General features: G+C 42.7%; 12 protein-coding genes and 1 rRNA gene. 6 read left to right on the plus strand and 7 right to left on the minus strand.

What is annotated here, in order from left to right:
• Positions 1-147: 147 nt before the first annotated feature.
• Positions 148-2259 carry a DNA topoisomerase 3 gene (locus ABTV71_RS03260; RefSeq protein ID WP_433902237.1) on the plus strand — a complete coding sequence of 704 codons (2112 nt, stop codon included), beginning with the start codon at positions 148-150 and terminating at the stop codon, positions 2257-2259.
• 33 nt (positions 2260-2292) lie between these two features.
• On the opposite strand, the gene ABTV71_RS03265 is transcribed toward ABTV71_RS03260, so the two are convergent.
• The 4 genes from ABTV71_RS03265 to ABTV71_RS03280 are packed head-to-tail and all read right to left on the minus strand — an operon-like array spanning position 2293 to position 4468.
• Positions 2293-3183: a TIGR01777 family oxidoreductase gene (locus tag ABTV71_RS03265; RefSeq protein WP_433902238.1), complete on the minus strand. Its 891-nt coding sequence runs from the start codon at positions 3181-3183 to the stop codon at positions 2293-2295.
• 26 nt (positions 3184-3209) lie between these two features.
• On the minus strand, positions 3210-3590 hold the full coding sequence (locus ABTV71_RS03270) for a hypothetical protein (protein WP_433902239.1): 381 nt from the start codon (positions 3588-3590) through the stop codon (positions 3210-3212).
• Between the two features lie 4 nt (positions 3591-3594).
• Complete coding sequence (locus ABTV71_RS03275; protein ID WP_433902240.1) at positions 3595-3957, minus strand: hypothetical protein; 363 nt, start codon at positions 3955-3957, stop codon at positions 3595-3597.
• A gap of 4 nt (positions 3958-3961) precedes the next feature.
• Entirely contained in the window at positions 3962-4468 is a 507-nt protein-coding gene (locus ABTV71_RS03280; protein WP_121124556.1) for a GbsR/MarR family transcriptional regulator, read from the minus strand.
• Positions 4469-4621: 153 nt separating this feature from the next.
• Here ABTV71_RS03280 and ABTV71_RS03285 point away from each other — a divergent pair, with 153 nt between their 5' ends.
• The 3 genes from ABTV71_RS03285 to ABTV71_RS03295 all read left to right on the plus strand — a co-directional run bounded on the left by ABTV71_RS03285 (position 4622) and on the right by ABTV71_RS03295 (position 6969).
• Entirely contained in the window at positions 4622-5605 is a 984-nt protein-coding gene (locus ABTV71_RS03285) for a hypothetical protein (RefSeq protein ID WP_121124531.1), read from the plus strand.
• Positions 5606-5698: 93 nt separating this feature from the next.
• Complete coding sequence (locus tag ABTV71_RS03290) at positions 5699-6127, plus strand: energy transducer TonB (RefSeq protein ID WP_433902241.1); 429 nt, start codon at positions 5699-5701, stop codon at positions 6125-6127.
• Between the two features lie 77 nt (positions 6128-6204).
• Complete coding sequence (locus tag ABTV71_RS03295) at positions 6205-6969, plus strand: suppressor of fused domain protein (protein WP_433902242.1); 765 nt, start codon at positions 6205-6207, stop codon at positions 6967-6969.
• A gap of 71 nt (positions 6970-7040) precedes the next feature.
• On the opposite strand, the gene lat is transcribed toward ABTV71_RS03295, so the two are convergent.
• Positions 7041-8327: an L-lysine 6-transaminase gene (lat, locus tag ABTV71_RS03300; RefSeq protein WP_433902243.1), complete on the minus strand. Its 1287-nt coding sequence runs from the start codon at positions 8325-8327 to the stop codon at positions 7041-7043.
• 19 nt (positions 8328-8346) lie between these two features.
• Positions 8347-9876, minus strand: a complete 1530-nt coding sequence (amaB, locus tag ABTV71_RS03305; RefSeq protein ID WP_433902244.1) for an L-piperidine-6-carboxylate dehydrogenase — start codon at positions 9874-9876, stop codon at positions 8347-8349.
• A 130-nt stretch (positions 9877-10006) separates the two neighbouring features.
• Here amaB and ABTV71_RS03310 point away from each other — a divergent pair, with 130 nt between their 5' ends.
• The gene (locus ABTV71_RS03310; protein WP_433902245.1) at positions 10007-11179 is read left to right on the plus strand and encodes an acyl-CoA dehydrogenase family protein; all 1173 of its coding nucleotides are present in this window, start codon (positions 10007-10009) and stop codon (positions 11177-11179) included.
• 601 nt (positions 11180-11780) lie between these two features.
• On the opposite strand, the gene ABTV71_RS03315 is transcribed toward ABTV71_RS03310, so the two are convergent.
• Positions 11781-12065, minus strand: coding sequence for a hypothetical protein (locus ABTV71_RS03315; protein WP_433902246.1), 285 nt, complete (start codon positions 12063-12065; stop codon positions 11781-11783).
• Positions 12066-12709: 644 nt separating this feature from the next.
• Here ABTV71_RS03315 and ABTV71_RS03320 point away from each other — a divergent pair.
• Positions 12710-14239 (plus strand): 16S ribosomal RNA (locus ABTV71_RS03320).
• The last annotated feature ends 13 nt before the right edge of the window (positions 14240-14252 follow it).

The following is a 14252-nucleotide window of genomic DNA, read 5'->3' on the forward strand; positions in this document are numbered from 1 at the left end:
TAGCGAGTGATCCCAGTAATCGAATTATTAAGATCATGCTTACTTTTGTAAGTTATCTTGTCAAAACAAAAATGAAAGGGCTTGATAAGCCAAGGGCTTGTATAGGTAGTGTCTCAAATCTCAATACTCAAATCTCAAAACGTTAAAATGAAAGTTGTAATAGCTGAAAAGCCCTCTGTGGCACGTGATCTGGCCCGTGTCATGGGAGCGAAGGAAGTCAAAGATGGCTATATCGCCGGAAACGGCTATGCCTTTACTTATGCTTTTGGTCATTTGGTTCAATTATGCACGCCTCAGGCTTACGGTTATAATAGCTGGACCATTTCCAATCTTCCTATTATACCTGCAAATTTTAAACTTGAATCGAAAAAAGTTAAGCGGGATGGAAAGCAGATGGATGACGCAGGTGCGGTCAAACAGCTGAATACGATAAAATCGCTGTTAGAGCAGGCGGAAGAGATTATTGTGGCAACGGATGCGGGGCGTGAGGGGGAGTTAATCTTTCGTAATATCTATTACTTTTTGGGTTCGAAGGTGCCGTTTAAACGACTGTGGATTTCGAGTCAGACGGATAAAGCCATCAAAGAGGGCTTTGCAAATTTAAAAGCGGGAACAGAATACGATAGTTTATACATGTCTGCCCGTTCAAGATCAGAGTCAGATTGGCTGATCGGGATCAATGCTACACAGGCGATCACCTTGGCAGCAGGCAACAAAGGGCTTCTTTCTTTGGGAAGAGTTCAGACGCCAACCTTGGCGATGATCTGCTCACGTTACCTGGAAAATAAAGATTTTAAGCCGCAGGCATTTTATAAAATACAGGCCGGCTTCGAAAAAGATAATATCAGTTTTAAAGCTACTTCAAACAAAATAGATAAAAAAGATGTTGCCGAACAGACCATCGCCCGATTGACTGTTGGTGCAAATGCACGCGTTGCTAAGGTTGAAGCTAAAGAGACAAAGGAGCAGCCCCCTTTACTCTTTGACTTGACTTCCCTGCAACAGGATGCGAACAAAAAATATGGTTACTCAGCCGATCAGACCCTGAGTATTGCGCAGGCACTTTACGAAAAAAAAGTGATTACCTATCCACGTACGGGATCCCGTTATATCGGTGAGGATGTTTTCGAACATATCGAGGAGCTTTTTCAGCACCTCTCGGATCATGCGGAGGAATCTATTGCTTCCATCGCGAAGAATTTAATCGGGGCAAAGTTAAATAAGCGTTCTGTAGATGACAAAAAGGTAACCGATCACCATGCGCTGTTGGTGACTGATGAAAAGCCCGGCCACATGTTGAAAGAACAGCAGAATATTTACAACATGATTGCCAAGCGTATGGTCGAGAGTTTCTCTGAAGTCTGTATCAAGGATATCACCACAGTCACCATAGACGCACAGGGAGTCGAGCTGATCGCAAAGGGAACGGTCATCAAACAGTACGGCTGGCGCCTTTCTGCCGAGCAGATAGAAGCTCCGGATGAGGATAAGAACGCCGATGACCAAGACAATGAGAATGCGCAGTTACCTAAATTGCTGGCGGAGGAATTACTGCAAATATTGACATTGGAACTTGCCGAGCGTTTTACCAAGGCACGTCCGATTCATACTGAAGCTTCACTCTTAAAAGCAATGGAAACTTCAGGTAAAGAAATTGAGGATGATGAAATGCGTCAAGCGATGAAAGACTGTGGACTGGGAACACCAGCTACCCGTGCGGCAACGATAGAAACGCTTTTTCAACGGGATTATATTAAACGGGATAAGAAAAAATTGATTCCAACAGAAAAGGGGCTAGCTGTGTATAATCTTGTCAAAGATCGCTCGATCGCCAAAGTAACACTCACGGGAAAATGGGAGCAAAAGCTGGAAGAAATGCGGGCCAATAAGGTTTCTTATGATGTTTTTATGAAACATATTAAGGACTACACGGCGAAAATTACCAAAGAGTTATTGACATTGCGTATTTCATTGGCGCAAGAGGAAGTCAAACCACAGCAAAAGGGGAAAATCAAATGTCCTAAATGTGAGAAGGGCTTAATCCTGCTCTATGATCGGGTGGCACAATGTGATCACTATGCCCGCGGTTGTGATTTTAAGATCTGGCGAACATTGAACGGTATTTTTCTGGAGGAAAAGGAGATGAAGAATCTGTTGGAAAAAGGGAAGACCTCGGAATTTAAAGGTGTTAAAAATAGTGAGGGTGCCATCGTAAATGCTCCCCTTGTATTTGAAAACTTTAAAGTAAACGTGGGATAGTTAAATCTATCCCACGTTGAGCACTGGATATATTTATTCTTTAGCTAAAATTTCTTCTAAAGCAGTTGAAATCGTAGGAAACTTAAATTCAAATCCATTATTTTCTAATTTTTCCGGTACCACCCAACGACTTTTCAAGAGCAGCTCGGTTTCCGTCCCAATCAATAAAGCACCTATTTCCAACAGCCATTTCGGTGAGGGGAGCCCAATTTTTCGATGCATGATGCTTCGAAAAGTCTCCATAAAGGTCTTATTCGTAATCGGATGGGGGGCAGCACAATTTATGACGCCATCTATTTCATGATGTTTTTGTATAAATAAGATAATCTGGAATAGATCTTCGATATGTATCCAGCTAAAATATTGATTACCATTGCCTTGTATTCCGCCTAAACCGAAGCGAACAAGATTTTTAAAAGGTTGTATAACACCACCATCAGCGCCTAGGACAATAGCCATCCGAAGAGCCGCCTGTCTGGTTCGGGGTAAGTGGAAATCGAAAAATGTCTTCTCCCATTTCTTTGCGACCTCGACAGAAAATCCCGTTCCGATCTCACCGCTGCTTTCGGTCATTGGACGATCGGCTGCATTGCGGTAGATTGTTGCAGTGCTTGCATTTAACCAAAGAATAGGAGGATGGCTGCAATTTTCAATTGCCTTACCTAAAATACTTGTTGTCTCTGTTCTTGAAGAAAATATTTGCGCTTTGTTGCTGGCATTGTAGCGACAATTGACGGATTTGCCCGCGAGGTTGATCAACATTTCAGCGTGTTCAAGTGCGGCCGAAATGCCATCCGTATCGGTCCAGGGCATATTTCCTTTCTGTCGACCAACGAGGATCACCTGATATCCCATTTTTTGGAATTTTTTGGAAAGATATTGTCCGACAAAACCTGTTCCACCTGCAATGACTATTTTGGGCATGATAATACCATTTTTAGAGGTCAGTTTTACTCGCTAATTGTTGTTGGCATATTTCTTCTTTGTTTTGCGATTCTTTTGCCCCGGAAGAATAGAAACATATTCAGAAAAAGCATGACACCTAAATAAATGCTGAATCCACCGATTTTATAACTAAGCCGCTCAATGAGCTCCTGTACACTGGGCTTATACAAGCTGATCTCCAGAATATACAATGCAAATCCCAGATTCATGAGATAGAAACCAATCCGGAAAAGATTGTTTGTCGCATTGGCGACTTCCGGTCGCCCCGCAAAAATATCATTCATGTACACGATGCTATTTTTGAAAAGCACATATGCAACGTAATAGGTTAATGCGATTGCAATAGGTAAATAAATAAAATACCCGATAACTGTTAAATTTCCCATGATATTATGATTTAATGGTGAATGAATTTGTCTTTTTTGCGAAGAAATAAATACCGAGCATATTGATGTAATGCATACCGACAAGTACAAATAACAATGTCCCGGTTTTTAATGCAATACTGCTGAGTAGATCTTCGAATGTTTGGATCTGCTTCCAGAAACTGAATTGGATGACGGCATAACCAATATTGAGCAAGTAATATCCCATAAGCAATAAGTTGTTTGTTGTGTCTGTTAGTGCAATGTTGTTTTTAAACAACGAAAGAATAAAAATCCGACCATTTGTGTGAAACAACCGACCTACCCAAAGGATAATGTAACAGGTTAGCAAACCATATATCGCGTATGCAAGGATATTAAAGTTCATCAGATTACATCATTAGTTTGATCAATTTTAGTAACAGATCCCCGCCGCTAGAATTGAATAATTTGTTTGCGATGGCTTCGAGTTGATCCGTTAATACTTGGATATCTTTTACTGTCTTATGAAACTCCTTGCCTTCTGACGTTTTATCTTTCTCGGTATTTTTGCTGATTTCTCTGAGAATATCCATGACCGGATCAAGTTCCTTTTGCTTGCGCATAACAGCAATTTTCATCGCCCATTTTAGTACGTCTTTCTCCGCAACGAAATATTCCTTTCGGTCCCCTGCAATATGTTTTTTGTAAACAATGCCATAATCGACCAATTGACGGATACTCATGTTGGCATTACCTCTGGAGATAACCAGCTTTTCCATGATTTCATCTGTAGACATGGGGTTGCTCGCAGAAAGGAGTAATGCATGGACCTGAGCAACGGATTTGTTGATCCCCCATTCGGAACCCAACGCTCCCCAAGTATCTATAAATTGCTGTTTTGCTTCTTGTAATTCCATCTTCATTTTTATTTCTTACTCAAATTTATATATAGTTTTTGAATTTTCAAAAATTTCTGAAAATAAAATAAATTCAATAAACAAGTCACCATATCGTAATAAGGTTTTCCTTTTCTTGTGTCCTTTTTGATTTGTATTAACTTTGCTGGCATTATGGCAACAACTTTGTATAATCCATTCAAACAATTTCAGTTTGATCCGGCTATCTGTTTTTTAACAGGTAATAAACTTCAGTATGAGGAGGAGAGTATCCATGTCTTTCCAGTCTGGATGATGAAATCTTTTCAATTGGAAGATAAGCCGTTCAAAATGCTAGATGAGAATTTAGTAACCTATAAGTCCTTAAAACTTCCATGTTCTATCCTTGCTGCTGAAGCAATAGAGCAGATGGAACGTGCCGTTGAGCAATCATTCGAGCAGGGCTATGAAGCGGTCCGCCAATTAGATCCTTTGCTACTTTTTCAATGGATGACAAAAATCATCTATGGCGTTGTCTATAACGAAATTCTCGCTGGAATCCGTCAACAGAAAGCTTCAGGTGAAGACATGAACTTTTCGCAGGCTTTGGCACAGCGTTTTACAAACCTGCATGCCATGTTGCAGTCGTTGATTGTTCCAATGGAATTTGAAAATACATTTCCATTTTCCCTTGTTGTTGTGCCCGTAGAAAATGCACCGGATACCTTTATGTATCGCGATGAAATAAATACCTTGATTTTTTCGATTCGAATGAAAGATTTTGCGCTCATTGCTTGCCTTCAGGATAATGCGACAAACAATATCTATCACGAAGACGTATTGAAAGTGATTGCTGGCAAAAAGCTTCACCCTATACAGTTTGAAGAATTATGTGCCCGCTTTTTCTATTCAGCCTATTTATTCAACCGTTTACCCGATTATACCTATTTAAATACGCCGCAGAAAGTTTATGTTGAACCCATGCCTTTAGCGGATATGTCTATGAAACCTATATTTGATCATTGGCAGAACAAGACCTATGGTCAGGTACTGGAAAATTTCTGGAAGCCTTGGGGGTTGACCTTATTTGAAATTATTAAAAATCCAGAACAACCAATTAGCTTTTTGCTGGATGATCAAGGTGCTTTTATCGGGGATGTTGATATGCCCCTTAATTAAATCTGAAGAGAGTAGTGTAATAAGTTGTTCCAAATACACGTTAAAATGGTATGATTATGGATAGGATCAGGTATGTATTCACCAAATTTTAAAATGACTGTTTTATCAGTCCTATTTTTTATTGTTTGTTTGACCTCAAAGGCACAGACTGGTGTTGTTCGTAACATTCCCACAGATAGTCTAGTTCAAAATGTGGATGATTTTCCTTACTTTAAGGGCGGAATAACGGCATGGTCGAGGTTCTTGCAAAATAACCTCGATTTGACACGAACTGTCGGAGCTATGGATAGTATTGCTTACATAAAGTATGGCTCCAAACAAACAGCGATTCTTAATTTTATCGTTTGTGAGGATGGAGCAATTTGTAATATCGAAATTGAGAATCCAGAAAAGATAAGTCCTGAATTTGCTAAAGCAGTACTGGCCACTATGCGCAAATCACCGCAATGGATGCCAGCTTTAGTCAAAGGAAAGCCGGTCAAAACAAGATTTAGGCAACCTGTAGTTGCTGTTATTGAATAAATAAATACAAGCTGCAATCTGAAAATTTAACCATTTATTCGCATAGTATGTCATTTTGGGATAAAGTCAAAAAAATCATGAGTGGGGAAGAGGATGAATCCTCCACTGAAAAGAAAGATGTTGAAATTACCGCCGGGGGTTCGACTGTGTATCGTTATGAAAATCAACCTGAGGAAAAAGATCCAAAAGACCTGTTCCCCGAGGTGCAATGTGTTTATTTGGAAGAGATTGAAGAGCATTTAGCAAAATATATAGCTGAGCCAGATTTGGTTTTTCACGAAATTATATCGGAGTTGGTGCATATTGATGTGCATTGGATCAAACCTAGCGCGAATTACCCGTACAATATCTTGGTGACATCCGGCATGAGTGACCTGCCGATGAATGTTCCGGAGGAAATAGATGATAAGCAAGCTTATGAACGCGCCGAATTGATGGTTGTACTTCCTGCGGACTGGAAGATAGGCGAGGAGGAATTTCAGGATGATAACAATTACTGGCCGGTCTATTTTTTGAAAAGACTGGCGCGTTTTCCGCACGAGTATAAAACCTGGTTAGGTTATGGGCACACGATTCCTAATGGAATGGAAGCTGAAGAAATAGCAAATACCGGTTTTGGTTGTATGCTTTTATTGCCTCCCATGTTGAGTTTTGATGAGGAATTTTTGGAACTTCAAACGAAAGATGGTAATGTCATCAATTTCTATGCGATGATTCCGGTCTACAAGGAAGAGATGGATTTCAAACTGGAAGAAGGAACAGATGCTTTATTGGATCGTTTTGACGAATATGGAATATCAGAACTGGTCGACATAGATCGTCCAAATGTTTGTAGGAACTAGCGATCTAAGGCTTTCCTTTCAAAAATGCAGTATTGTCAGGAGATAATCCTCGGCAATACTGCATTTTTGTATTAAAGACTGTCGTTGATGATCGCCATTGTTTTGTCAATATCTTCCGTGCTGACATTTAGATGTGGCCTGAAGCGGATGCTTTTCTCGCCACAGCCCAAAATGATCAATTTATTGGTATAAGCACGTTTGATAAATTCGTTACGGGAGTCTGCAGTATCAAAATCCAAGGCAACAAACAAGCCTTCCCCTCTTAAGTTACTGAGCTGCGGTCTATTTTTCATAACTTCCTGTAGCTTGCTTTTAAGGTAAGTTCCTTTTTCGGTGGCATTGGCTAATAGATTTTCCTGTTCGATGACTTCTAGAATTAATTTGAAACGCAACATGTCTATAAAATCTCCGCCGAAGGTTGAGTTGATCCGGCTGGATTCTTTGAATACATGATGCTCAACCTGATCAAATTTTTCCTTATTCGCCAATATCCCGCAGACTTGAGCCTTCTTGCCAAAAGCCAGGACATCAGGTATAATCCCATAATGTTGATAAGCCCACATTTTTCCGGTAATACCCAGCCCTGTTTGTACTTCATCGAAAATCAGGAGAATTTCATTATTGTCGCAGATCTGGCGCAGTTGCTGGAAAAATTCTTTCCGAAAATGATTGTCTCCACCCTCGCCCTGTATTGGTTCAATGATGATGCAGGCAATATCGTTGGGATTGTCGTGGATGGCATGATTGATTTCTGCGATTGCCTTCTCTTCCACGTTTATTGTTTGGCTGATATTTTCCGTCGTTAATGGATACGTTAATTTGGGGTTTACAATACGCGGCCAATTGAACTTTGGAAAATACATATACTTTCGGGGATCCTGCGTATTTGTTAAGGAGAGCGTATAGCCCGATCGACCATGAAAAGCCTGTTTAAAATGGATGACCTGACTCGCTTCTTTTTGTATGCCCTGAGCGAAATTAAGTCTTGTTTTCCAATCAAAGGCTGCTTTCAGTGCGTTTTCCACGGCCAGTGCTCCACCGGAAATAAAAAATGCATAGGGGAGTTCTTTTGGTATTGCCACACGGTCGAAGGTATCTACAAAATCTGCGAATTCTTTGGGGTAAATGTCCGATATAGCAGGCTTGTTGACTGCCATCTTGCCCAGAAACTCACGATGCTTGACCAGATGGGGATGGTTATAGCCAACAGCCATAGAGGCAAACATGCTAAACATATCCAGGTATTCGTCCCCATTTTCATCGACAACATAAGAGCCGTGTGATTTTTCCATATCCATGACCAGTGGAAACCCGTCTGCCAATATATGTTTACTTAGTCTTTCATGTACGTTGCTCATAATTTCGAATCTGAATGGTTTATAAATCAAATTTTATACCTTGTGCCAATGGTAAGTCTGTTGTGTAATTAATGGTATTTGTCTGGCGACGCATATATGCTTTCCATGCGTCGGAACCGGATTCTCTACCTCCCCCAGTATCTTTTTCTCCGCCGAAGGCCCCACCGATTTCTGCACCTGAGGTACCGATATTGACGTTTGCTATACCACAATCCGATCCGGCAGCACTAAGAAATAGTTCGGCTTCTCTCAGATTGTTTGTCATCACAGCTGAGGACAGGCCTTGGCTGACGCCATTTTGCAAGGCGATAGCATTGCCGATGTCGCCTTGATACTTTATCAAATATAGAATGGGAGCGAAAGTTTCGTGTTGTACGATCTCATAATGGTTTTCGACTTCGGCGATAACGGGCTGTACATAGCAACCACTTTCGTAACCTTTGCCCTCTAGTACTTTTCCTTTGATAAGAAGTTTCCCTCCTTGTGTTTTAATTTTGTCTAGTGCGTTTAAGTATGATTTTACGGCGGCTTTATCAATCAATGGTCCTACATGATTTTTTGTATCCAATGGGTCGCCAATTTTTAATTGACCATAAGCTTTTGTCAGTTGTTTCTTTACTTTGTCGTAGATACTCTCATGGATAATCAGTCGTCGTGTGCTAGTACAGCGTTGTCCTGCTGTTCCCACGGCTCCAAATACAGCACCGATGATTGTCATGTTGAGATCCGCATCTGGGGTAACAATAATCGCATTGTTGCCACCAAGTTCCAGTAGCGTTTTGCCCAGCCGTTGTGCGACGGTAACAGCAACTTCTTTTCCCATCCGTGTCGATCCCGTTGCTGAAATTAAAGCGATACGGTTATCAGCAGCAAGCCATTCACCGACTTCTTTGTCACCTATGACCAAGTTGGAGATGCCCTCAGGTAATCCATTGTCATGGAGGATTTCTGATAATAGTTTTTGGCAGGCAATGGCACATAATGGCGTTTTCTCGCTAGGTTTCCATATGACTGTGTTTCCGCAAACCAAAGCGATGGCCGTATTCCATGCCCACACAGCTACGGGGAAATTAAAGGCGGTAATAATACCGACGACGCCCAGTGGATGATATTGGTCATACATGCGATGGCCAAGACGTTCGGAATGAATAGTATTTCCGTAGAGCTGTCTTGATAAACCAAGGGCAAAATCACAAATGTCGATCATTTCTTGTACTTCCCCCATACCTTCCTGGTAAGATTTACCCATTTCATAGGAGACTAATTTTCCGAGGGTCGGTTTCAATTCTCGTAATTTATCACCTAATTGACGGATAATGTCTCCTCTTTTTGGAGCGGGGATAAGTCGCCACGCTTTGAATGCGTTTTGGGCATCACCGATGATTGTCTCATAATCCTTCTGGCTGCTACCTGACACTTTTGCAATGAGTTTTCCATCTACAGGAGATAGGGATTCGAATACCTCACCACCAGAAAACCACTTTTGGCCTGTTGACGAGCCTAAATTCTGGGATGTTATGCCGAGTATTTTAAGTTCTTTTTCTATCATAATGGTTTATTTTATTCGTGGGATATGTTAAATATAGGGAATAAAATTCTGTTAAACAAGTCATGTGTGAATATTGTTCAGTTTGAAAATATTTTATTATCTTAGAGAAGCTAATGTAGACTATACGATTATGAAACAAATAAATGTTGATTATTTTCAGGTAGATGACCTTTTATCGGAGGAGCACAAGCTTGTCCGTCGTGCTGTTCGGGATTTTGTTCGGTCAGAGATAAAGCCATTCATAGAAGATGCAGCACAGGCACATCAGGCCATAGAAGGGTTGATGCCCAAACTTGGTGCAATAGGTGCTTTAGGTCCTTATATTCCAGTGGAATATGGTGGCGCTGGATTAGATCAGATTTCTTATGGTTTGATTATGCAGGAACTGGAGGCCGGTGATTCTGCGGTTCGTTCTGCGGCTTCGGTGCAATCTTCTTTGGTGATGTATCCGATATATACCTATGGTAGCGAGGAGCAACGCCGTAAATATTTGCCGGGACTTGCTTCCGGGGAACTTGTGGGCTCTTTTGGTTTAACCGAACCGAATCACGGTTCTGATCCCGGAGGGATGGAAACACGGTTGACAGCGAGTAATGGTGGTTTCTTATTGAACGGTGCTAAGATGTGGATTACAAACTCGCCAGTATGTGATCTTGCTGTAGTGTGGGCACGTGATGAGGCTGGAAAAGTACGAGGGGTAATTGTTGAACGTGGGATGGATGGTTTTGAAACACCGGAGACATTACATAAGTGGTCTTTACGAGCTTCTAAAACTGGCGAGTTGGTTTTTCATGATGTCTTTATTCCCGCTGAAAATGTATTGCCTGAGGTAAACTCAATGCGTGGGCCGCTGTCTTGTTTGAATTCTGCACGGTATGGAATATCTTGGGGCGTGATAGGTGCGGCGATCGACTGTTATGAAACGGCTGTTCAATATGCTCTGGAGCGTCAACAATTTGACAGACCAATTGGTGGGTTTCAGTTGCAACAGAAAAAATTGGCTGAATTTCTGACAGAAATTACGAAAGCCCAGTTATTGTCTTGGCGTTTGGGGATTTTAAAGAATGAAGGGAAAGCAACGCCGCAGCAAATTTCGATGGCCAAACGGAATAATGTGCATATGGCTTTACAGATTGCGCGTGAATCTCGGCAGGTTTTGGGAGGAATGGGCATTGTCGGAGATTTTCCAATTATGCGACATATGATGAATCTTGAGTCGGTTATTACATATGAAGGAACTCACGATATCCATTTATTGATTACTGGTCAGGATATCACAGGGCTTAATGCATTTTCTTCTTAATTCTGTTTATATCTTAAATTCTATTTGGGATACTATTCAAAGCTATTTGCGGAGGTCGCATACTTTTTGCGGCGTCCGCATTTTGCTTTTTATGGGAAGTAATCTGCTCAATTTATTTTTTGATCCGTAGTTTTTGGATGCTTTTGCGTCAAAAAACTGCGTTTCAAGCGAGTTAGTTCGCGTGTTTAGCGTTTTTTGACGCTGCGGTTCGTTTTTTGGCCACCCCTGAATTAGGTCTAAATCGGGCTTTGAAGGTGTCTGAGTGCAGATTTGGGCGATGTAAGCCCGGATTGCAAACCTGCTGTTTCCATGCTAGGACCTGGACTTAAGGCGGACTCACCGCAAATACAGCATAGGCAGGTATCAAAGTAGTCCCGACTGAAATACACCCGACTGCCGGGGGCTATTCTCGGTGCAGGGGGGCGGCCCCGAAACAGAATGCTTTTGTCTTTGGAAATATCAGCTCTGGTATCTTTTAAAGATAGTTCCAATATTAAAATAGCAGTAACCTAAGGTTAGGTTAGCATTTAGTTAGGTTTAGTTTAGCTAAAACCTAAACAAAACCTAAGTAATACCTAAACTAAACCTAAACAAACCCTAACTAAACATCGGATTTGTCCTTACCTTGATAACCACTGTTTGCGGGCTGTTTTTCTACGGTCATGTTTTTTTTGCTGTGGTTTTTAGGTCTGTCTATCCGCCGCCTTTCCGTCATCCCTACTGGTAGATCCGGCCCCTCGGATTTTTTCTTCTGTTCCGGGCGACTGTTTTTCAGGGGTTCGCTGAGATGTCCATTCTCAGGTTCTGATTCCCGCTGCCCATGCACTTTTCTCCCTTCATTGTTTTTTTGCGTATAGCTGGCCTTGCTGCGACCTTTCCACTGCATTACCCGGTTTTGCGCTGCTGCGGCGTAAGTCTAGCCCATAGGCAATCCGGCCTTTCCACAGCGTTTCCACAGTCTCGGCGCTGTTTCCCTGCGTCCGATCTGGCCATAACCGTCCTTTTTTGTCCCCCGGAGCCCTCCGTGATCCTGTTTTACAAAAAGAATCGGCCAAGTTCACAGCGAGTTAGCAGCAAAATGAAATAAATAAGAACAAAAGGCTTGGAAGTTTGCCCGAAAACTCCCTATCTTTGCACCACTCCGCAAGGGAGGGACGGTTACTTCGAAAGAAGAGACCATGAAAAAAAGAAGGGTTTAATGAGAGTTAAACGCGGAAATCGGGAAAAAGAAAAAAAACTTTAAAAGTTTTTTGGAAGTCCGGAAAAGATTTCTACCTTTGCAGTCCCAACGGAAACGGAGGGAAACAAAAAAGATAAAGAGGGGCCTGGTGCCCATCGGAATATAGCGGATACGGAAGTTGAAGCGGCAAAAGTTCTTTAAGAAAACACAATCATGTAAGCGTGACGGGTAGACAGACGAAAGTCGAAAGTCATGAACAAATTCAAGAATAGTTCAATTCGGTCCAAGATCAGAGATATAAAAAAAGAATTCTGATTATTATAAATAGTTGGAATCAAAAACTTCATTTTACAATGGAGAGTTTGATCCTGGCTCAGGATGAACGCTAGCGGCAGGCCTAATACATGCAAGTCGGACGGGATTTAACTTAAAGCTTGCTTTAAGTTAATGAGAGTGGCGCACGGGTGCGTAACGCGTGAGCAACCTACCTCTATCAGGGGGATAGCCTCTCGAAAGAGAGATTAACACCGCATAACATCAACAGTTCGCATGTCCGGTTGATTAAATATTTATAGGATAGAGATGGGCTCGCGTGACATTAGCTAGTTGGTAGGGTAACGGCTTACCAAGGCGACGATGTCTAGGGGCTCTGAGAGGAGAATCCCCCACACTGGTACTGAGACACGGACCAGACTCCTACGGGAGGCAGCAGTAAGGAATATTGGTCAATGGGCGGAAGCCTGAACCAGCCATGCCGCGTGCAGGATGACTGCCCTATGGGTTGTAAACTGCTTTTGTCCAGGAATAAACCCAGATACGAGTATCTGGCTGAATGTACTGGAAGAATAAGGATCGGCTAACTCCGTGCCAGCAGCCGCGGTAATACGGAGGATCCGAGCGTTATCCGGATTTATTGGGTTTAAAGGGTGCGTAGGCGGCCTGTTAAGTCAGGGGTGAAATACGGTGGCTCAACCATCGCAGTGCCTTTGATACTGACGGGCTTGAATCCATTTGAAGTGGGCGGAATAAGACAAGTAGCGGTGAAATGCATAGATATGTCTTAGAACTCCGATTGCGAAGGCAGCTCACTAAGCTGGTATTGACGCTGATGCACGAAAGCGTGGGGATCGAACAGGATTAGATACCCTGGTAGTCCACGCCCTAAACGATGATAACTCGATGTTGGCGATAGACCGCCAGCGTCCAAGCGAAAGCGTTAAGTTATCCACCTGGGGAGTACGCCCGCAAGGGTGAAACTCAAAGGAATTGACGGGGGCCCGCACAAGCGGAGGAGCATGTGGTTTAATTCGATGATACGCGAGGAACCTTACCCGGGCTTGAAAGTTAGTGAAGGATGCAGAGACGCATCCGTCCTTCGGGACACGAAACTAGGTGCTGCATGGCTGTCGTCAGCTCGTGCCGTGAGGTGTTGGGTTAAGTCCCGCAACGAGCGCAACCCCTATGTTTAGTTGCCAGCATGTGATGGTGGGGACTCTAAACAGACTGCCTGCGCAAGCAGAGAGGAAGGTGGGGACGACGTCAAGTCATCATGGCCCTTACGTCCGGGGCTACACACGTGCTACAATGGATGGTACAGCGGGCAGCTACATAGCAATATGGTGCTAATCTCTAAAAGCCATTCACAGTTCGGATTGGGGTCTGCAACTCGACCCCATGAAGTTGGATTCGCTAGTAATCGCGTATCAGCAATGACGCGGTGAATACGTTCCCGGGCCTTGTACACACCGCCCGTCAAGCCATGAAAGTTGGGGGTACCTAAAGCATGTGACCGCAAGGAGCGTGTTAGGGTAAAACCGATAATTGGGGCTAAGTCGTAACAAGGTAGCCGTACCGGAAGGTGCGGCTGGAATACCTCCTTTCTAGAGTATCGCG

The sequence above is a fragment of the Sphingobacterium puteale genome (assembly GCF_050986225.1).
In the GTDB taxonomy this organism is placed as follows: domain Bacteria; phylum Bacteroidota; class Bacteroidia; order Sphingobacteriales; family Sphingobacteriaceae; genus Sphingobacterium; species Sphingobacterium puteale.

What these genes read in the sequence shown, in the direction of transcription:
- ABTV71_RS03270 (WP_433902239.1), bottom strand. Translation starts at nt 3,590, where the DNA reads ATGGGAAATTTAACAGTTATCGGGTATTTTATTTATTTACCTATTGCA.
- ABTV71_RS03285 (WP_121124531.1), top strand. Translation starts at nt 4,622, where the DNA reads ATGGCAACAACTTTGTATAATCCATTCAAACAATTTCAGTTTGATCCG.
- ABTV71_RS03310 (WP_433902245.1), top strand. Translation starts at nt 10,007, where the DNA reads ATGAAACAAATAAATGTTGATTATTTTCAGGTAGATGACCTTTTATCG.
- lat (WP_433902243.1), bottom strand. Translation starts at nt 8,327, where the DNA reads ATGAGCAACGTACATGAAAGACTAAGTAAACATATATTGGCAGACGGG.
- ABTV71_RS03280 (WP_121124556.1), bottom strand. Translation starts at nt 4,468, where the DNA reads ATGGAATTACAAGAAGCAAAACAGCAATTTATAGATACTTGGGGAGCG.
- ABTV71_RS03275 (WP_433902240.1), bottom strand. Translation starts at nt 3,957, where the DNA reads ATGAACTTTAATATCCTTGCATACGCGATATATGGTTTGCTAACCTGT.
- ABTV71_RS03295 (WP_433902242.1), top strand. Translation starts at nt 6,205, where the DNA reads ATGAGTGGGGAAGAGGATGAATCCTCCACTGAAAAGAAAGATGTTGAA.
- ABTV71_RS03265 (WP_433902238.1), bottom strand. Translation starts at nt 3,183, where the DNA reads ATGCCCAAAATAGTCATTGCAGGTGGAACAGGTTTTGTCGGACAATAT.
- ABTV71_RS03290 (WP_433902241.1), top strand. Translation starts at nt 5,699, where the DNA reads ATGACTGTTTTATCAGTCCTATTTTTTATTGTTTGTTTGACCTCAAAG.
- ABTV71_RS03315 (WP_433902246.1), bottom strand. Translation starts at nt 12,065, where the DNA reads ATGCAGTGGAAAGGTCGCAGCAAGGCCAGCTATACGCAAAAAAACAAT.
- amaB (WP_433902244.1), bottom strand. Translation starts at nt 9,876, where the DNA reads ATGATAGAAAAAGAACTTAAAATACTCGGCATAACATCCCAGAATTTA.
- ABTV71_RS03260 (WP_433902237.1), top strand. Translation starts at nt 148, where the DNA reads ATGAAAGTTGTAATAGCTGAAAAGCCCTCTGTGGCACGTGATCTGGCC.